Genomic DNA, 18,545 nt, shown 5'->3' on the forward strand with positions numbered 1-18,545 from the left:
TTTCATATGCTATGGCATTTGAGGAATCCCCCAGACAAGCGTGTCGAAAGTAGACAGCGTCAGCACTCCGTCTTGCAGAAAAGGCGAGATCACTTTTCTGACCTCCTCATCAAAGGCGTTGGCTGCTTTTTCACCCATACGTTCCCGAGAAAACCCGTTCATTGAGTGAATGGACTGAATATACTCCTCTCCTGATTGCGTAAATGGGACCGGATGCGTTAGAATGCTCCCGTATTTCTGGAAGAGGTGACGTATCTCCAATTCCTCAATGAGGTCGTAAGGACGAAATTCTTGATTGGTTGAGAAGCGTGCAACGATAGACCTGAGATCATCATCCCAGAGGCTGGGTTCCGCTCCCCGCTTAACAATGGCCAGAAAGCCATGAGAGGTCAGGATGCGGTGAAACAGCGGAAAAATAATCTCCCATTGCATCCAGTGGAGACTCTCCCCTGCGGTGATGAGAGCATAGGGAGGCTGGAGTGTCATGTCCTCGATGCGTCCGTCTCTCCAGTTGAGTTGAGGATGATCGCCGTCTGGTAAGGTTTTCCCCTTATCGAGCATCGCCCGGGAAAAATCAACCGCATCCACGCGCTGCGCCCCGCTCACGAGCCGACGCGCCAGGTCCCCTGTTCCACACCCAACATCGAGAATGGCCCGTGGCTCATCAGTCACCAGTTCCAGGAGCAGATTGATGGTTTTGTCTGAGTAAGGAGGCCGATGATGATACACCTCGACAATACTTGTGTCCTTGAATTGTTCTGCATACTTTAAGTCCAGATGGCCTGGTTTTGGCTTCGTTGAAGTCATGTGCTTTTCCTTCCTTACCGTCTGAATGGGCGCTTCTCGTTTTAAGCTTGCCTCCACCAACATACATGTCTCTTGGGCGAAAAATTTATAACATCTGGTATAGGAAATTATCTATTTTTTATCTACTATATCATGAAAGATGCCAGGATTCGCGAAAGTTGGGAGATAAAAAAGAAGAGTCAATCTCCCTACATTCTTTTATCTCCAGGAAATGATTTTCCAATCTATGTACGTAGCTAAGCGAAAGATCTTGCTGTCGCTGTACTTGTAGGGATTTTCTGATAAGATGATAGGAGAGGGTGGTAGAAGTAGTCTTATGGTACACTGTTTCTCAGAGGGAACATGATCTGTTTGTATGTGTGTAGAGGAGAATCTCATGGCGATGAATGCTCAACGTGAGGGATAACCGCCGTGGATGATCTGGCAGAGGCAAAATCATGAGCGAGGATGCCTATCACGAATTGGAGCGTCTCTCACGCAATCGCACGTATGAGTATGATGAATGAGTCTTCCATCGAGATACGCTTGGTGGCTTTTAAAAATATATAAACTGAGTTATGTTCCTGTTTTGGATACGATGATATAAACTTTCATGTGAGAATAAATATGATAGATATACAGTTTGATTGGGAGGAAGTTGATGCCCTGATCACGCTCTTGGATGCCGAGGGCGTGAACTACCTCCGAGGGAATGGTTCTTCTTTTCATCGGAAGGATGCTGATATTGATGCGGTGCAATTGATTCAACGCCTGGCTGCATGTGGGTATCCGTTGGTTGAGAATGCAAGTATTTCTTTGTTTCTCTTACATCCAGATCTATCTTCAGCCATTGTGGATGCCCTCCAGAACAGTGATGAACTTGTTACTGAGCAGATTGCTGTTTTGACGCTGGCAACGCTCTATCTTCAGCAATGGTGGATTTTTCGGCTGACCTGCGCTTTTGGTCATCTTTCACAATTTCCAGTGACTCCATTTCGTGCACTCTGGGAAGAGCGTCACTTACCTTCGCCAGATGCTGGCTCTGGGTTGCATGGCTTATTAGCATTACAAGAGTATCAACAGCAGCGTTCTGGTCTCCCACTGAATTTTCTTGAAGACTGGCAAAATCAAATCAATCATCTTTTGACGCAGGAAGAGGCTCATCATCGCGAGCTCCCAGAAGATGCCAGAGTGGTACTACAACAAATCAGTCTTCAGGAAGGATTTTCGGCATGAGTATGCGACCACATATTGGGCAACGAGAAATTGAGCAGTTTCTTGTCCAGGTTGGACGGACCCGAGAGTCGGGACGATTATATTTAACGGGAGGAGCGGCACTGGTCCATCGAGGGATTCGTCCTGGGCAAACGCTCGACATCGATATTCATATTACGATCGATCCCGCCAACCTCACCAATCAGATTGCACGTTTGAAGCAGACCATGAATATCAATATTGAGTTTGCTTCTCCAGGTGACTTTCTGCCTTTACCGACACAATGGGAGGCTCGATCGGCCTTTATTCAGCGCTACAATCAAGTTGATGTGTTTTATTTTGACTGGTACAGCATTGCTTTATCCAAAACGCAACGAGCAAGCCGACAAGATGCGATTGACGTCCAGCTTCTGGTTAGTCAGGGATTTGTGGATGTCGCAGAGCTTGATGTATTATGTCGGGATGTGATACAAAAAATTGGCGTGCCACCATATGATAAGCGTTTTCCCAATCTCTCACAATCGCAGTTTGCTCAACGTTATCAAGTTATTCGTCAACTTCTCTAGGGTGGATAACAATGTTCTTATTATTCATTGAGAATTGTCATTGTCGGCAGAGATAAGACTACGTTGCATCACCGAAGTTCGCAGATGTAGGACATAGCTGGCTTGCAGTTGAGCGTGAGATTGCCAGTGGCAACGAACCCATTGTGTTCAAGCACCTTGCGCGAAGCTGGATTGTCCAGTGTGACTCTCGCACGCAGCCTGCTGAGTCCGTACTCTGTGGCGGCCAACTCGCGCACCTTGCGCACCGCCGCTGTCGCCAGTCCCTGCCCCGCCGCCTTCTGCGCAATCCGGTACCCCAGTTCCGCCGACCCATCTGCCACTTTAGTCAAGTTCACTCGCCCCAGCACCTCGCCGCGCTCGGTCACTAGCAGGTGGAAGTAATCCGTCCCGGTAGCCTGCCACGCGAGTAGTTGTGCATGCCGCGTATTGAACTCGGTGAAGAACTCATCCCCCCGATCTGGTATCGATGCCGTGAAGTAGGCTCGATTCTCCCGCTCGAACGCAAGCAGGGCTGGTGCGTGGTCGAGGCGGAGCAACTGAAGATCTGTCCTGGGAAGATAGGGGGTCGATTCCGACCCGGTTTCCCTGTCCTTCTTCGATTTCATGGGGATAGGTGCCTCGCTCACGGCCTGCCCACTGAGATAGGGATATGCATCGACCTCTGGTGTGTCTCGTTCATCTCGTTCATCCATGTGTTTCTCTCCTGGTTCAATGATGAATTGATAGAATTTGCCGATTTCGATCTGCTGTTGTGAGTACAAAAACGTATAGTGGTATCATACCTTACCTTAACCGACCAGGAATAGTTCCCTACTATATAGATGTAGAGCTCTCTACATTGAACTATGTTCTACGTTCATGATACACTGCGTATGGGTTTCCTGATCGTTAAAGATTTACGATTAAAAAAGCAAACGAGAACAAAAAGGATTTTGGCAATGAAGAAAATCATGCAAATCGTCGTGCTTACTCTAGTAGCAATTGCGATTATCTCCGGAGTACTTGTGCGTAGTAGTTCTGCTCATGCTGCCAGTACAGTCAAGAGTAGTGCATATGCTTCACATACGCCACAAAAACACAAAGGCGGCAGTACACCTACACCTCGAGCGACTACTAACAAGATTATTGTGCCTGCTTATTTTTATCCTGAGGTTGTGAATGGTACCAATGACTGGTTCACGATGTGTGATACTATGCCATCTCAGAGTATTGCCATTCTGAATCCGGATTCTGGCCCTGCCACGGCAGTCGATAGTGGTTATACGGCGGCAGTAGATCATTGTCAGCATGACAATCAGAACGTGGTTGGCTACGTGCATACGAGTTATGGAGCTCGCTCGAAGGCTGATGTAAAAGCAGAAATCGCTGAGTATTATCGCTGGTATGGAGTCAATGGCATCTTCCTGGATGAGATGTCTGATGATCCGACCACCGCGAGCTATTATAGAGATCTGTACTCCTATATTCACACACAAGGTAATTCCTCGCACGATCTGGTGATCGGCAATATGGGGACGTACGCGGCAACCGACTGGGCGCTCGCCAAAGGCAATGTGGTGAATATTCTGGTGACATTTGAGGGGAGCTACGCAGATTATGGCAGTATTCAAGCACCTTCATGGGTGCGCAAATATAAGTCGACTGATTTTGCAGCTTTGATTTATGAGGCCAGTGCCAGTGATCTCCGCAGTGCCTGCTCAAGTTTGAATAGTCTGGGAGTTGGCATCACATATCGCTATATCACTGATGACACGCTGGCGGGTAATCCCTGGGCTTCGCTTCCCTCTTACTGGTCGACCGAAGCCCGTTCCTGCTAGAGCACTGGTCAAGAAATTCAAGCAGCGACTTGAAACTCAACGGGAAGTTGCTGAGAACGAACTAAGACGTGCAAATTGTGGAAGACGGCGCGCTATCAAAGAGATTCTTATGCACTCTTCGATAGTGCGTCGTCTTTTCCTGATCTCGACTCCACACGGCTGCTCGAAAAGCCGGGCCTTCAGGAAGAGGGTCACCTTCGCGATCGTCAATATGCGACCAACCAGTTCGTTGACGAAAGAATATTTTGACTCATCAATACCAACAACATGAATGGATAAAATCCCCTTGACAACTCGCCACTACCGAGACCTGTAACCTCTACACGTATGAATCAATGGTACACCAATGCTTCTTGTGGCCACACAGATAATATACAGCATTAAATATTCTTTAGTAAGCACTCTACTTGTAACATGTACTTTTTGCCTGATTTTGTCTCGATGAAGATGCAGATCCAGATGTACATGCGGCATAAGTCGCAGAAAGAAGAAATCATGGAACACAAGGTAAAATACTTGCGAAGCTTTGATAGCCGTCGTGCTTTTTTGCGTACAGGTTTCGTAGGAGCAGCAGGAGCTATCGGTACTGGATTGCTGTCCAGTGGTACTTCAGCCTTTGCCGCAACCGCCAACCGTGACCTTACCCAGGGAGACATCGCCATTCTACGTTTCTTGTCTGCAGCCGAGATCATCGAAACGGATTTGTGGCAGCAATACAACGAATTGGCAGGCATTCAGGATAGAGAATTGCCGGGTGGGAGTGGAAATGAGGCATATACCAATGCTATTGCTCAACTCGACGGTGATATGTCGCAGTATATCCACGACAATACCGAAGATGAGATGAGCCATTTTACCTGGCTCAATGCTTATCTGATCTCCAAGGGAGCTCAACCTGTCAACCTGGATCGTTTTCGCACCTTACCAAGTAGCAAAGCGCGGGGAGCTCAGCAGATTGGTCGTCTGACCAACCTGATGGAACTTACTGTGGATACAAGCTGGTGGACAAAGTATCGTAGCCGCACGCGGAATCCCGATTTTGGAGATACCTTTGCTCAGGCTATCCCAGATCTCTCCAAAGGACAATTTCCTGCTATTCCTCGCGACGATCATGATACGGTTAATCCAGACCATATCCAGGCTATTGCTAATACCGCTGGCTTCCATTTTGGCTTTATTGAGCAGGGGGGGAGTAGTCTCTACCCGTCTCTCGCACAGCGCGTCACCAACGTCGAAGTTCTGCGTATTCTTCTGAGCATTGGCCCGACCGAAACAGCGCATTTTCAGACCTGGCACGACAAAGCTGGCAACATACCTGTGGTGACAGATCCTACGAATGGTTTGACGTTCCCTAATCTGAACGTGGCTCCTTTTGGTGGCGAGGATTTTCAGACCAATCTGATTATGCCCGAACCAACCATCTTCCTCAGCCGCAAACTGCCTGCCATCTCGATTATTCGCCCGACCGAGACGCATGGAGCGGCCAATGCAGCACTCCAGAGTTTGATCAAAGACGGACTCTTTATTGGGCAACCGCATGCATTCTTTGAAGTCCTCAACGGACTTGCTCAAGAGGCTGATGCGGCCCAACGCGGCTTTTAAAGCAGCCTCTCTCCGTTGAAATGAACCACGCCAAAATTGTGCACCAGTGCAGGGATTATGCTGGACTGTAGTTGTAGTCGAGGTCAGGGAGTGGGCCTAAGGCAAGTCGCTTGCCTTAGGCCCACTCCCTGTTGGCTCTATTTCCACTTGGGCTTGCATCGGATTTGGAGGAGGAAGGAAGTAAGGTTCGCTTCGTGTGGTATTACTCCTCGATGTTCTGTACGCGCCCAACCTGTCCATCGACCAGTCGTACCTTGATCCCATGTGGGTGAGAAGGGGAGTTTGTCAAAATGTCCTTGACGATGCCTCGGGTCAGTTTTCCTGTTCGCTGGTCTTGCTTGAGCACGATTGATACGGTGATTCCCGAACGGATATGTTGACGGATGTGTCCATCTGGCATGCAGTTGTGCTTTCTACTGTCATCTCTGGTGAATGGATGTCTCTTTTCCCAGAGCAGATTTTATATGTTTCCTGATGTTCACCATCACACATTGGATGAAACATTATTGTCCAGAGTAACACACTTTCACTTCATCTGTCCATATTTTGTGCCACACCTTCATGCCCAACTTCCCAACTTGATTTGCTCTATATAGAGAACAGGGAAATTGAAAATTCAATCAATGGTGTAAGAAACTACGGATGCGAGTGATACTCCACACTCTTGATGAGATGCAAGCAGCTAAAAATTTTCCACAGGGATTGATAGTGTTGTGCAAATATAGAGTTCTCACATTGCTTTCTTCAGACACTGCTGGCGAGCTTTACCTTGTTGAGCATCCATCTCGTGGAAATCCAGCCATATTGCTGCTCTGGCCATCGATTGAACTGAAGACCGAGGCACGGCAATACGATTGTTGCTTGCCTTCAAGGTGAATTCCACGAGATACCTCCCTTTGTTTTATGATACTGGTAAGAGTAATATAGGTTATCCAGCCATAAGGAAGCAATGAAAACCGCTGGACATTTCATCCTCGTTGTGATGAAATAAATCTCAAGTATGCTTAATAGGAGTGGAAATAATGACTGGAAAACTGGAACAAATGCAGGAATTGTTAGCAGCTCTCCAAACAAGATCGATGACAAAAGCAGAGCGAGCCAGTGTACGACAGATGGTCGATGAGTATTATACGAAGAAACTGTCAGGCTTACAAACAGCGCTCTTTGAAGCGATCTCGTCGGATGGAGACAAGAAGCTTAATCCATTTGAGATTGATGAATATATTCATCGTTATCATAAGCAATCACAGGAATTGTACATATTGATGAATAGTCAATCGCCTTCAAATGCCAATCTGCCGGGCTGGCTAGGCACCATTGCTAGAGATGAAGAGGGCAGTGCAGTGTGGCGACCCAGGACGAAATTACCTACTGTGGAAGAACTGCGTTAGGGTGATCATAAACAATCTCTATATGCTTTCCCTCTGATTATGCTGCATGCTGGAGAAAGTCTCGCTCTTAGCACGAATACCACTTGTATTATTTGGTGAAAAGATTTGTGAGGAGGGTAACCAGTAACTGACCCCACTCGGTGGTATCTTCACATCAATCGGTGGTAAAAGCATACGGCGAAAGAAAAATAACCCGGTGCCCAGGATCAGGAGCAGGCATAAGAAAATAATCACGATAAGTATCATCATATGTGAAAATCCACTCTCTCCCAACTGATTTTGCATCTGTTTTTCCGGGTTTCTATTCCTGGTAACGGAGATGCTTGTTGGTGTGGGGCCAGGTGTTTGCCCTGCTCCTTTAGAGATTATCACACTCGATACGCCAGGTGTCGCTGTTGGTGACGAAACTGCGTGTGGAGTGATTGCCTGATTCGGTGTGGGTGTTGCGCTAAGAGTAGGTGTAGGCGTTGGATTAAGTATAGGTATGGGCGTAGGCGTAGGGATTAGATCAGGCGTGGGCGTCGGTGTAGGAATTGGATTAGGCGTGGGCGTCGGCTTAGGGATTGGATTGGGTGTGGGTGTTGGACAAATGGAAAGTATACCACACATGCTTTTGGCATAGGCATTATTCACTCTAACGAAAGAGGTAAATCCCAAAATAACTATCAATAAGAGTACCGGCATGGTTATAATAACGCGCAGAGAAACCAATCGGTCTGTCTTTTGATGAATGTGCGCCTTGCTCTGCGCTTGCCCTGGCCTTTCAGGCTGACGCAAGGCTTGTCCATTTATTCTTAATTTCTTCATATTTGAAACATTCCTCTTGATGCGTAATTCTTGGTAGCATACTTGCTGTACGTTGTTTGCTGGATCTGATAGAGAACTTTTCTCCAGCATTTATAGTATCTGGTGCGTTCTGCAAAGTAGTGGGCGAACAATTATGGTTGTTCGCCCACCCATCCACAACAAATGAGCCACGCAGCGGTCAGTAGATGGTTTCGTCTTCGTGAACCCCTAGTGTATCGGATAGAATGAAGCAAACATGGCATTGAAGATCTTTGTATTGGCACTAAACGTATCCTGAGGCGCTCCAAACTCGATTTTGTAGGGGGCATTCAGGTTAGAGTATGCAACTTGAGCTTGTGTTGTATTTGCGAGATAAATGATCCCAACCGCCCAGGGAATCCCATGATAGGTAACCGTACTCGTGCTTAGCAATGCACCCAGTTCCACATCTGGATCCGTGAGTAGCAGCTCGGCACTCGAAAGAGGGTTGCTGTTCATGACACTGATATTGACGAAAACAGAACTTGTGGCAGATGGGCGAAATTGTATGGTTTGTATGTAGCCATCTTTTGTTGCTACATTGGTAACTATCCAGTTGGCTGGATACTGGATCTTGAAATACTGGTTGATATATTCTTTTAAGTTATCGAGCACATTAGTTGTTGGTGTCGATGTCGCCGTGATCGTTGGCGTTGCAGTATTTGTTGGTATCGGTTGGGCTGTAGGTGTGATCGCTGGTGTAGGTATGGGTGTAGGTGTAGATGTAGCCACCTGATCTGGTTGCGTAGAGAACGAAGCGAACATAGCATCAAAAATTTTTGAATAAACATTAAACATATCTGATGTCGCGGCAAACTCGATTCTCCGTGGGGCCCCTTGATTGGAGTAAGCCACTTTAAATTTACTCATTTGAGTCTGCGTAGAGTCTGCGCGTTCGACGACACCTATCGCCCAGGGAATCCCATGATAGATTACTTTACTTGTACTTAGTAGCGTACCCGATTTTACATCAGGGTCCATCTGCAACAACTGCTCATTGGAATAATTGCTGCTGGACATTATATCGATAGTAACTTCTACAGAACTCGTTGCCAATGGACGGAAATGCACTTTTTGCAAAGAGGAACTTGTGCCGCTTGCATCAACACTCGTTATTTTCCAATCCGTGGGATACTGAATCTTGAAGTATGTCCCGGCGTATTGTTTCATTCCAGGTAGATTTCCTGTTGACTGGGATTGAGGTGTTGCTACCTTTGTGGGCTGTTGAATGCTTGCAGTCTGTAAGCTATGAATTGCATAAGTCCATAACGGCCAGGTAAAAAAGCTAATGAGTAGCATGGCTGCGACTAATCCGACGCCGAGGTAGGACCAGTTCCAACGCAATGGTTGTTGTCGTTGCTTATTTGGCCTGCGCAGGATTGGGTTAAAGTCTTTGCTACGTAAATTTTGTAGCGTTTTCTTTTCCCTCGCTACTGCCGGGCTCGTGGGTATCTCCTCAACCGACTCTAGCGAGCCAACCGCACCCATATTGGGCACATGACGCTGAAGACGTGCCCAGACCTGTTCCAGCCTACGGTCCTCTTCGTAGACACTTCGGAGATTATGGACAGTGCGGACCAGAGGCGTTAGATTTGCATGCTCAATCTCTTGTGGCAGCATAAGCAACTGCTCTACCTGCTCATCCACGTTTTCAAGTGTCAGCTTTTCATCGCAACTATCCATTAATCTGTTCTTCCTCGTGTGAGCTATAAAGATTACGCAAAAGATTAAGGGAACGCAACAGCAAGGAGCGGATGGCTCCGTCGCTTCTATGAAGCTTTAATGCAATCTCTTTGGTGCGTAGACCATCTTCGAAACGAAGCTGCAATACCTGCTGTTGTAACTCTGGTAATTCCGCCATGTGGGTGCGTAACAATTCTATTTCTTCCCGTTTTACCACGGCCTTTTCAGGAGTAAGATGATCAGCTATAAATGGGCTATCCAGTACATCTTCAAGCGTTACCGCAGGATATTTGATGACTTTCCGCTGATAATCGATGACTTTGTTACGTGCTACTCGTTGCAACCAGGCAAATTGTTCTTCCATCTCCAATGTGAATAATGTAGAACTTTCCATAGCAGCCAGGAAGACCTCGACTAATAAATCATCTGCGTCTTCCTTGGAAAAAATATAACGATGAACATATTTCAAAACATTGCGTGAATGTTTGTGATAAAGACTTTCAATTGGTGAACCGTCAAGAGCTTGCCTTTGTCTTTGGTACATTGTGCTCCTCAAGAAGGTATTTTCTATGACTTCATATTTGTTATCGAGGCACTTATAAGAATGTTGCGTGGCTACTTGTTTCTTAGCCAAATAGGCTATCTGCTCGATTTTGTATAAACGTGCTAAAAGGAGATCTGCGTACTTGATGGAGATAAATGCTGGCCTGGCTTCTTTCTCTCGCTTGCTTTGAGCTGGATCTACATCACGTCAATAGTGATGCAGATACGGAAAATATGATAGCCAACAAAACAGATTTTCAGCAATTGCCACGAACCGCGTAACATTTTTGACATTTCTCCGATAACTATTGTGAGAGCGTTGAAATGCCTGAATATTTGGTAATTTATCAACAATCTCGAAAATCTCTGTTATTCATTAATAGAGTATTTAATTACTTGCCGATGTTTATATTGATATTCATCGATGTGATATGTTTGCTTATAAAGTAAAAATATTGATGAATTGCTCGGTAAGTATACATTTAATTGTTGTTGCCAGGATCTATGCAGATCTCTGAAGTCAGCAAGAACTGGCGAACGTTTATGAATGGAAGGGAGTCTATCATGTTTAAATTTACGAAGAAGGACGCAGTAATCGAAGAGCAGGTTTTGGAAGAGGTTGCTGATGAGCAACTGGATCAAGTTACCGGTGGTAGCCTGCTTCAGGCAGTGAATGTGGGTGGTGTGCTTGGTACCGTTGGCAATATTGCTAGCCCCGCAGCCCAGGCGATTAACAGTATCGGGATTAGCGGTATTGGCACACAGGCAGCTGGCGTGAATGTCAGTACCCCTGAGGTCACACCAGGATCTTTGCTCTTCTAATAATACCAGATAGCCTGTTTTAATTCAGGTATTACTGTATAGCAAGGTAAAGAACATATATGCGGTCTGCTTGCATTGAGCTTTGCCTTGCCCGTTCACTGGACTCCTGCCTGCAATTGTCAGGCAGGAGTCCAGTGAGCCAGATAAGAAAATCAGGCTGCGAGAGATCAGAGGAAATCATAATGCCTAAGTCGGAACAATCGATCTTTCGAGAAAGTGCCTTGAAGCAGTATCAACAGAGACAAGAACAAGGGATATTACTACGTGTGTCTTATCCTCCAGCATTAATCTTCTTCTGGGTTTTTCTGCTCCTGCTTATCGCCGCGGGAGGATTTGCCTGGTCTGTACAAGTCCCGGTTGTGGTCCAGAGCCAGGGAGTGATTGTGGAACAGAAGATGGTAGGACAAGTAGCGGCCGATGTAGTAGCAGTGCTTTTTTTTTCATCTGATCATCGGACAGACCTGCATATTGGACAACCCGCCGTTGTGAGTATTGGCCCTACATCCATTAACGTGACTGGCTCTGTTGAACATGTGGATACAGCGATTATTAGCCCTGACGAAGCGCGTAGCCGTTTTGCTTTGCAAGGAGGACTTGCACAAATAATTACAGGGCCATCTATTACAGTCACGATTTCTATGAGGCAGGTGGCTTCACCTCAGATCTACGCTGGTAGCCTGTGCAATGCTCAAATTCAGACAGGATCGCAAAGCGTGCTTTCCTCATTGCCGGGCTTAAAGTAATTTCTCACAAATAAAGTAACTATGCTGGATTCTTTAGCATTTAAGGTTTTAAGGAAGAGAGCCTCGCGTAGTTATGAGATAAAAGGGATAGACTCACTATGGAACAAGCACAAAATGTGCATTTTTCGGAAGAAACTGCCAGACAGGAGGATCGGCAGAGAATACTGGTACCACCTCGCTTGTCGCTACCCAGTTCTTCCCAGGAGCTTGCTCAGGATTCCTTGTTGCCTCCTGCAATCTTTCCCTTGCTCAGTCCAGCCAGAAAGATAGGCAAGGATGCTCTGTTCGGAGCTTATACTCTTTCGTTACCCAGCCGTCCAAGCACTCCACTCAATGGCAATGTTTTTCCACAGGCATCCTCTGCCGGTGTTCAAAGTGAGGTTGTGCGAGGAAATACTCCGCATCGACCTGATACAAATGTCAGACCTGCTAGCGTCTCCGCCGCACCTCCATTGGAGCAAACCAAAGAGCAGGTACGTAAACAGCCCTCCACACAAAGTAAATCCTCCTCACGCCGTAAAAAGCGCTGGAAGCGTGTTCATGAATTAAGACAGATGAGTGCTGTTGAATGTGGTGCATGTTGTCTCGCGATGATTCTGAATTATTATGGATATGCAACAAGCGTTTCAGGCGTTCAGGAACGCTGTGGCGTGGGGCGTGATGGGCTCTCTGCGCTTGCTATTGTCAAGGCGGCTCGTCAGTATGGGCTGCGGGTACGCACTGTTTCATTAAAAAAGAATGACTTTCGTTTTATTACATTTCCAGCGATTGTCCATTGGGAATTTAACCATTTCGTGGTTGTGGAGCGTTGGACCTCCAAGTATGTAGATGTGCTTGATCCAGCATTAGGACGCAGGAAATTATCTCCTAAGGAGTTTGAAGCGGGCTTTACTGGTATTTTGATTATGCTCGAACCAGGAGCGCAATTCGAACGGCAGGCTTCTACTGGTACTCTCTCTTTGTGGACTTATCTGCGGTCTTTGCCGCGTCTACAAGGTGTTGTGGCTCAGATTATTGGCCTTTCTTTCTTACTTCAACTGATTGGGTTAGGGGCACCACTGTTAACTGAGATGATAGTGGACTACATTATTCCAACGAAAGCCAGCAATCTTTTGACGCTTCTGGGAATGAGTATGCTCTTTCTGATTTTTATCCAGGGCATCATGAAGCTGCTGCGAACGTCTTTACTCATTTATTTGCAGACACGTATCGATGCTCAAATGATGGTTCATTTTTTTGAACATATGCTTAGTTTACCGTATCGTTTCTTCCAGATGCGTTTGAATGGTGATCTCCTGGCTCGTGTAGATAGTAATGCAGCCATTCGTGATCTCCTGACGAGTCAGATGGTCTCTACTTTACTGGATGGTTTTTCTGTTATTGTCTATCTTGTCGCTCTGATTGTGGCATCGAAGCTCTTTGCAGGTATTACGGTCATCATTGGCGTTGTTCAGGTGGGATTATTGCTGACTACCTCTCCTGCGATTCGTCGGTTGACTGTACGTGATCTGGTGGCACAGGGAAAAACACAGGGATATTTGAATGAGGTTCTGGCTGGTGTTGCCACTGTAAAGGCGGCTGGCGCTGAACAGCGAGTTCTCGCACATTGGACAAATCTCTTTTTTGATGAAATGAATATCTCTATTCGCCGTAATTACCTGTTGGCGGTGGTTGGTATTGTCTTTGAGATCTTGCAATTCCTCTCGCCCATACTGCTCCTCTGGATTGGGGCGACTCAAGTAATCTCTGGTGCAATGACAGTAGGTGCCATGCTGGCGCTCAATACACTTGCTGTCTCTTTTCTGACACCCCTTAGTTCACTGGCCTCTAGTGGGCAAAAGGTACAGGTGGCACGTGCGCACTTTGATCGTCTGGTTGATGTGCTGGGGAACGAAGCAGAGCAAGATCTTCATCAGGTGCTCATGCCTCCGAAGCTACAAGGGGGGCTTGAACTGAGAAACGTAAGTTTCCAATATGATCCTAATACAGCACCTATTCTAAAGAACGTTTCGGTACGTATCCAACCTGGTCAGAAGGTGGCGCTGGTTGGGAAAACTGGATCAGGTAAGAGTACTTTAGGTAAATTGCTGATTGGTTTAATGGTTCCTACCGAGGGAGATATTCTGTTTGACGGGATCTCGTTACAGAGACTCAACCTTCAAGAGGTGCGTAGACAATTTGGTGTTGTCCTACAAGAGGCCTTTATCTTCAGTGGGTCGGTACGAGACAATATCTCTTTCAATAATCCTGGCATGGATATGGAGCAGATTATTGCGGCGGCACAGGCGGCCGCCATTCATGAAGACATTGAAAAGATGCCTATGGGATACGAAACGCTGCTTTCAGAAGGAGGAAGCGTCTTTTCTGGTGGACAACGTCAGCGCCTGGCTCTGGCACGTGCTTTGGCTGCCATACCTGCGCTGATCTTGCTTGATGAGGCTACCAGCGCTTTGGATGTGACGACGGAACGGGCTGTTGAGCAGAATCTCAATCGCCTACGTTGTACCCAGGTCATCATAGCACATCGGCTCAGTACTATTCGCAATGCAGATCTCATTCTGGTATTGGATCAAGGCCGTATTGTTGAGCAAGGTACCCATAATCAACTGCTTCGATATTGTGGTTTCTACGCGCAACTGATCAAAATACAAGTAGAGAATGGTGAGATTCAGGCTGCGTAAATGCCTTGTCTCGAGTGCGTCTCTTGTCGTGCTTTCAAGGAGAGCGACAGGAAGTGAGCGTGGAGGAGGAATGGAATCCTAAAGAAAGGGTTGTATGACCAGATTTCTGTAACCCTTCACGCTATCGCATGAGCAGAGATGCGAAAGGTCCTGTTCTGCTCTTTTCCTTGTCTTACATCAGACGCTTCTGGGACAGCTCGTCCTTCCCTCTTTTAGATCCTCTTTCTGAATATTTACAGTGTTGGTGTATTCCTATTCGCAGCAGCCCATATAGTCATAGAATAGAAGTATACATTCTCAGGTCTTCACAAGGAAAGAAATAATCTAATACCAAATACTCCTATACCTTCTTAGCACTATACGCATGCTTTCTTGACACTATATATAGTCAATCTTTATTATATTGGTTCAATAGAGATCTTTATATTTCACCAGAATGGAAGGAACCTGTTGTTAAAAGAAATTCATGACAGTAAAAATTTACAAGAGGCCGCGCAGGCATATTATTTGTTCCTCCAGCAAGAAGGATGGCAAGGTACACAAGAGCGTTCTATTCAAGTCCAATCACAGATAGAGCGCTATGGATATTATGCTCATACTCCTGAAGAGCTCCTTTATGGCGCACGACTGGCATGGCGCAATAGCTCTCGCTGTATTGGTCGACTTCACTGGCAATCCTTGAAACTGCTTGATCAACGACACCTCTCAAGTGCGGCTGATATTTTTGCCGCCTTGATTCAGCATATAGTTGTTGCCACCAACCATGGAAAAATTCAACCGCTCATATCGGTATTTGCACCACAATTACCTCATCAAATGGGGATACGCATCATAAATCCACAAATTATCTCGTATGCAGGATATGTATTACCAGATGGCACGGTCTTAGGAGATCGTGGCAATATCGCTTTGACGCAGCAGATGAAAGAGTGGGGATGGCAAGAACCTGCAAGGCGCAGTGCCTTTGATCTGCTTCCAGTTGCCATTCAAGTTCCTCATTGTGCACCTGGTCTTTTTGAACTGCCTCGTGAGATTGTGCTTGAGGTTCCTATAGAGCATCCTGACTATCCCTGGTTTGCGGATATGCAGATACGTTGGTATGCCCTTCCAGCCCTCTCTCAGATGCGCTTGGAGATCGGAGGAATCTCCTATACCGCTGCTCCGTTCAATGGCTGGTATATGGGCACTGAGATTGGGGCACGCGATTTAGCAGATGAACAACGCTATAATCTGCTACCTGTCATTGCAGAGAAATTGGGCCTTTCTACCAGAAAAAATCGTTCTCTTTGGAAAGATCGTGCACTCCTTGAATTGAATGTTGCAGTCCTGTCCTCCTTTGCACAGCATCATGTTATGATCGTCGATCATCATACCGCTTCGCAGCAATTTATGACATTTATGCAACGTGAGCGAGAAACAGGACGAGATGTTGTGGCCGACTGGGGTTGGATCGTTCCACCTATGTCAGCGGCAACGACTCCCGTTTTTCATTGTCCAATGCATGATGGGCTAAGGTCCCCACAATTTACGGCTCAAATTGAATAAGAACACCTTGAAGACATCCATCATTTTACACGCTGTTGGTGTCAGATAAGAAAAAGGAATAAAATATGCACGGTCTCATTCTCGTGACATTTGAGAAATTTGTCCAGGAACGATTTGGAACTCATTATTTTAAACGCTATAGGGAAGCTGCATACAAACTTGGTGGGGTTGCTGCGACACGTCCAATCATCGATCGTGTCTATCAAGATGATTTAGTCGTCCAGGCAGTTTCTTTTGTGAGCGAAGATACTCATATGCCTTTACCAGCTCTTTTACGTGAGTATGGACACTATTTTCTTCTTAATGGGTTGACCAGTCGTATTTGTGATCAAATTCTTTCACAAGTCACAAATGCACGCGATCTACTGCTCATGATGAGTCAAGCCCATCAGCAGATGAAGCAAGCGTCCTCTCTGATAACACCGCCACTCTTTAACTATGAGATGATTTCTCAAGATGCGAATGAGTTCATTTTAGTCTATCAAAATGAACGCAAATTATGTCCCATCCTCCATGGTGCTATTGAGGGTGCAGCACATCGCTATCACCAGGAGGTTCATATCCTGGAACAGACATGTATGCTACAAGGTGCAACTGCATGCCGTTTTCAAGTGTATTTTTCCCCAATGAAAGGGAAAAAGCGAGTGCCTGCGGTTACACATCATAATGCACATCATGAGGAACAAAAAGAACTCGAAGTGCTATTGCTTCAAGTTCTTCCGACCGGAAAAGAATACGCTCTTACTTTATCCCAAATCATGAAAGCTCTCCAGGGAAAACATGCCCATCTTCGTCTGTTTTCTATTCACACGCTTCTAGAGCAGCTGATCATTGTTGGGTATGTAGCGAGTTCAGCATATGAGGGAGACACACTTACTACGCGTTTGTTTTGGCAGGTACCGCGCCTGAATGCGCCGAACCCTGATAGATCGTTCTCTGGCTACTTAAATCGTTCCATCTAAGAACCATTGAGGATCATCAAGAGCAAAAGGATGAATGAGTTCTTGTCGTATCATGTTGCTTCATACGTATTGAAAGCGTCATATTTTTCTATCAGCATGAATAATGTCGATAGAAAAATATTGACGCTTTCAGAGCGGTTCTTCATTTGATTGCAGTCTACGAGGTCGCGACATTTATCCGTAGCCTACTCCTGGATGGAGTTAGGACCACAGCCGAAATACTAGCGCCGAAAGAGCAAGGCCGTTTGATGATAGCCTACCCCAACCGCAGCGAGTACAAGGTAATCGGCTTTAATCGTTGGATAATGATATGCCAGCGTAACAGGATAAGACGCTGAGGTCAAGTTACCAAACTGCTCTAGCGTGTCGAGGTATTCTCCTGGCTGAATTTGTTGGGACCAGTGATCCATAAGCACGCGGGACGCCTGATGAGTAATCAGAGCAATGTCGTTTCCTATCAGGCCATGCTTTTTCAATAAAGCTCGAACCATCTCTGGTATCCCCTGCATTGCTGACACCTGGAATGAGTAGATCCCCTCATCTTCCATAATTTTATACGTGGGAGTACCACCATCACGCACCTGCATAGTCATGGCTCCATATTGTCCGCTGATTGTTTGCGTCGCATAGTCAACTAATACAAAGTCGGCATCCTCACCCACAACAGCAGCCCCCGCACCATCTCCAACGCTGAGAGCATGCCCTTGTGTATAATCCATATACTTTGTCCAGTTGACTCCACACACGACCAGCGCATGCCTGCTATATCCTGCCACAATAGCATTGCATGCTTCAATGACGCTGAGCAAAAAAGTGCTAAATTCGTTATTGATAGGGATAACCAATGTCTGTTCAGGAAGTCTCAGTCCATAATGAACGGCGTAGAGACCATTGGGCGTGTAAAATTCTGGTACTGATGCGTAGCCGTAAAGCCGATCAATATCTCCCAGATCCAGATGCGTTTGCTGCATGGCCTGACGTGCAGCGTTTATCATCAGCATTTCCAGTCGTTCATCTTTTTGTAAATAGCACCGATCTTTCATGCCCGTAAAAAGATCTGCTTCTGATATCCCTTGCGCATTTTTTTCTTTAATGATCTGCTCAAAGATAGGATCATCGTTATAACGAACGTGGGGAGGAAGACTATATCCTGCCGCTTTGATACCCACACGTTTTGGTTGGCTGCGCTGCATGCCATGCGATTGAAAGAATAAAGACGGCTGTTTAAATAATCCCATTTATATGCATCCTTCTCTAAGTAAAGCGATGCGCCACGAACCGATCATATATATAATTGCTAACGTCGTTACAAGCAATCTTTTATACGACAAGCACAGATTTCGAAAAAACTTTCCTGTCACCTG

General features: G+C 46.2%; 18 protein-coding genes. 11 read left to right on the forward strand and 7 right to left on the reverse strand.

The genetic code is table 11. The features are described 5' to 3' along the window. Positions 1–9 precede the first annotated feature (9 nt). Positions 10–807, reverse strand: coding sequence for a class I SAM-dependent methyltransferase (locus AC27N8_RS10040; protein WP_487066512.1), 798 nt, complete (start codon positions 805–807; stop codon positions 10–12). A 606-nt stretch (positions 808–1,413) separates the two neighbouring features. Here AC27N8_RS10040 and AC27N8_RS10045 point away from each other — a divergent pair. Beyond that, positions 1,414–2,022, forward strand: a complete 609-nt coding sequence (locus tag AC27N8_RS10045) for a hypothetical protein (RefSeq protein ID WP_487066514.1) — start codon at positions 1,414–1,416, stop codon at positions 2,020–2,022. Further along, entirely contained in the window at positions 2,019–2,567 is a 549-nt protein-coding gene (locus tag AC27N8_RS10050) for a DUF6036 family nucleotidyltransferase (protein ID WP_487066516.1), read from the forward strand. Before AC27N8_RS10045 ends, AC27N8_RS10050 begins: the two co-directional genes overlap by 4 nt. Before the next feature lie 68 nt (positions 2,568–2,635). Here AC27N8_RS10050 and AC27N8_RS10055 read toward each other — a convergent pair whose 3' ends face one another. Further along, positions 2,636–3,259 (reverse strand): GNAT family N-acetyltransferase, encoded by a 624-nt coding sequence (locus AC27N8_RS10055; protein ID WP_487066518.1) that lies wholly within the window; start codon positions 3,257–3,259, stop codon positions 2,636–2,638. A gap of 246 nt (positions 3,260–3,505) precedes the next feature. Here AC27N8_RS10055 and AC27N8_RS10060 point away from each other — a divergent pair, with 246 nt between their 5' ends. From AC27N8_RS10060 to AC27N8_RS10070, 3 genes are all read left to right on the forward strand, one after another. Then, positions 3,506–4,384, forward strand: a complete 879-nt coding sequence (locus tag AC27N8_RS10060) for a spherulation-specific family 4 protein (RefSeq protein ID WP_487066520.1) — start codon at positions 3,506–3,508, stop codon at positions 4,382–4,384. A gap of 109 nt (positions 4,385–4,493) precedes the next feature. Continuing rightward, positions 4,494–4,655 (forward strand): hypothetical protein, encoded by a 162-nt coding sequence (locus AC27N8_RS10065; RefSeq protein WP_487066522.1) that lies wholly within the window; start codon positions 4,494–4,496, stop codon positions 4,653–4,655. A gap of 224 nt (positions 4,656–4,879) precedes the next feature. After that, the gene (locus AC27N8_RS10070; protein WP_487066524.1) at positions 4,880–5,986 is read left to right on the forward strand and encodes a ferritin-like domain-containing protein; all 1,107 of its coding nucleotides are present in this window, start codon (positions 4,880–4,882) and stop codon (positions 5,984–5,986) included. Positions 5,987–6,188: 202 nt separating this feature from the next. Here AC27N8_RS10070 and AC27N8_RS10075 read toward each other — a convergent pair whose 3' ends face one another. Further along, entirely contained in the window at positions 6,189–6,386 is a 198-nt protein-coding gene (locus AC27N8_RS10075) for a YwbE family protein (RefSeq protein ID WP_487066526.1), read from the reverse strand. 622 nt (positions 6,387–7,008) lie between these two features. Here AC27N8_RS10075 and AC27N8_RS10080 point away from each other — a divergent pair. Continuing rightward, a complete protein-coding gene (locus AC27N8_RS10080; RefSeq protein WP_487066528.1) occupies positions 7,009–7,377 on the forward strand; it encodes a hypothetical protein in 369 nt (122 codons plus the stop codon). A gap of 18 nt (positions 7,378–7,395) precedes the next feature. Here AC27N8_RS10080 and AC27N8_RS10085 read toward each other — a convergent pair whose 3' ends face one another. The 3 genes from AC27N8_RS10085 to AC27N8_RS10095 form a co-directional block, all read right to left on the reverse strand. Further along, the gene (locus tag AC27N8_RS10085; protein ID WP_487066530.1) at positions 7,396–8,184 is read right to left on the reverse strand and encodes a hypothetical protein; all 789 of its coding nucleotides are present in this window, start codon (positions 8,182–8,184) and stop codon (positions 7,396–7,398) included. 207 nt (positions 8,185–8,391) lie between these two features. Next, the gene (locus tag AC27N8_RS10090; protein ID WP_487066532.1) at positions 8,392–9,885 is read right to left on the reverse strand and encodes a hypothetical protein; all 1,494 of its coding nucleotides are present in this window, start codon (positions 9,883–9,885) and stop codon (positions 8,392–8,394) included. Continuing rightward, complete coding sequence (locus AC27N8_RS10095) at positions 9,878–10,429, reverse strand: RNA polymerase sigma factor (protein WP_487066534.1); 552 nt, start codon at positions 10,427–10,429, stop codon at positions 9,878–9,880. The genes AC27N8_RS10090 and AC27N8_RS10095 overlap by 8 nt, the downstream gene beginning before the upstream one ends. Positions 10,430–10,992: 563 nt before the next feature. On the opposite strand from AC27N8_RS10095, the gene AC27N8_RS10100 reads away from it, so the two are divergent. The 5 genes from AC27N8_RS10100 (at position 10,993) to AC27N8_RS10120 (ending at position 17,181) form a co-directional block, all read left to right on the forward strand. After that, a complete protein-coding gene (locus tag AC27N8_RS10100) occupies positions 10,993–11,250 on the forward strand; it encodes a hypothetical protein (protein WP_487066536.1) in 258 nt (85 codons plus the stop codon). Positions 11,251–11,432: 182 nt separating this feature from the next. Further along, on the forward strand, positions 11,433–11,993 hold the full coding sequence (locus tag AC27N8_RS10105; RefSeq protein ID WP_487066538.1) for a hypothetical protein: 561 nt from the start codon (positions 11,433–11,435) through the stop codon (positions 11,991–11,993). Between the two features lie 98 nt (positions 11,994–12,091). Then, on the forward strand, positions 12,092–14,674 hold the full coding sequence (locus AC27N8_RS10110) for a peptidase domain-containing ABC transporter (RefSeq protein ID WP_487066540.1): 2,583 nt from the start codon (positions 12,092–12,094) through the stop codon (positions 14,672–14,674). Between the two features lie 450 nt (positions 14,675–15,124). Further along, the gene (locus tag AC27N8_RS10115) at positions 15,125–16,219 is read left to right on the forward strand and encodes a nitric oxide synthase oxygenase (RefSeq protein WP_487066542.1); all 1,095 of its coding nucleotides are present in this window, start codon (positions 15,125–15,127) and stop codon (positions 16,217–16,219) included. A 65-nt stretch (positions 16,220–16,284) separates the two neighbouring features. After that, positions 16,285–17,181: a heme NO-binding domain-containing protein gene (locus AC27N8_RS10120; RefSeq protein ID WP_487066544.1), complete on the forward strand. Its 897-nt coding sequence runs from the start codon at positions 16,285–16,287 to the stop codon at positions 17,179–17,181. A gap of 221 nt (positions 17,182–17,402) precedes the next feature. On the opposite strand, the gene AC27N8_RS10125 is transcribed toward AC27N8_RS10120, so the two are convergent. Further along, a complete protein-coding gene (locus tag AC27N8_RS10125) occupies positions 17,403–18,419 on the reverse strand; it encodes a 3-oxoacyl-ACP synthase III family protein (protein ID WP_487066546.1) in 1,017 nt (338 codons plus the stop codon). Between the last annotated feature and the right edge of the window lie 126 nt (positions 18,420–18,545).

The organism is Dictyobacter sp. Z7_2 (assembly GCF_057551105.1).

Coding starts and splice junctions, on each gene's coding strand:
- AC27N8_RS10105 (WP_487066538.1), top strand. CDS start 11,433: ATGCCTAAGTCGGAACAATCGATCTTTCGAGAAAGTGCCTTGAAGCAG.
- AC27N8_RS10060 (WP_487066520.1), top strand. CDS start 3,506: ATGAAGAAAATCATGCAAATCGTCGTGCTTACTCTAGTAGCAATTGCG.
- AC27N8_RS10070 (WP_487066524.1), top strand. CDS start 4,880: ATGGAACACAAGGTAAAATACTTGCGAAGCTTTGATAGCCGTCGTGCT.
- AC27N8_RS10055 (WP_487066518.1), bottom strand. CDS start 3,259: ATGGATGAACGAGATGAACGAGACACACCAGAGGTCGATGCATATCCC.
- AC27N8_RS10090 (WP_487066532.1), bottom strand. CDS start 9,885: ATGGATAGTTGCGATGAAAAGCTGACACTTGAAAACGTGGATGAGCAG.
- AC27N8_RS10100 (WP_487066536.1), top strand. CDS start 10,993: ATGTTTAAATTTACGAAGAAGGACGCAGTAATCGAAGAGCAGGTTTTG.
- AC27N8_RS10095 (WP_487066534.1), bottom strand. CDS start 10,429: ATGTACCAAAGACAAAGGCAAGCTCTTGACGGTTCACCAATTGAAAGT.
- AC27N8_RS10075 (WP_487066526.1), bottom strand. CDS start 6,386: ATGCCAGATGGACACATCCGTCAACATATCCGTTCGGGAATCACCGTA.
- AC27N8_RS10110 (WP_487066540.1), top strand. CDS start 12,092: ATGGAACAAGCACAAAATGTGCATTTTTCGGAAGAAACTGCCAGACAG.
- AC27N8_RS10065 (WP_487066522.1), top strand. CDS start 4,494: ATGCACTCTTCGATAGTGCGTCGTCTTTTCCTGATCTCGACTCCACAC.
- AC27N8_RS10050 (WP_487066516.1), top strand. CDS start 2,019: ATGAGTATGCGACCACATATTGGGCAACGAGAAATTGAGCAGTTTCTT.
- AC27N8_RS10125 (WP_487066546.1), bottom strand. CDS start 18,419: ATGGGATTATTTAAACAGCCGTCTTTATTCTTTCAATCGCATGGCATG.
- AC27N8_RS10045 (WP_487066514.1), top strand. CDS start 1,414: ATGATAGATATACAGTTTGATTGGGAGGAAGTTGATGCCCTGATCACG.
- AC27N8_RS10040 (WP_487066512.1), bottom strand. CDS start 807: ATGACTTCAACGAAGCCAAAACCAGGCCATCTGGACTTAAAGTATGCA.
- AC27N8_RS10080 (WP_487066528.1), top strand. CDS start 7,009: ATGACTGGAAAACTGGAACAAATGCAGGAATTGTTAGCAGCTCTCCAA.
- AC27N8_RS10120 (WP_487066544.1), top strand. CDS start 16,285: ATGCACGGTCTCATTCTCGTGACATTTGAGAAATTTGTCCAGGAACGA.
- AC27N8_RS10085 (WP_487066530.1), bottom strand. CDS start 8,184: ATGAAGAAATTAAGAATAAATGGACAAGCCTTGCGTCAGCCTGAAAGG.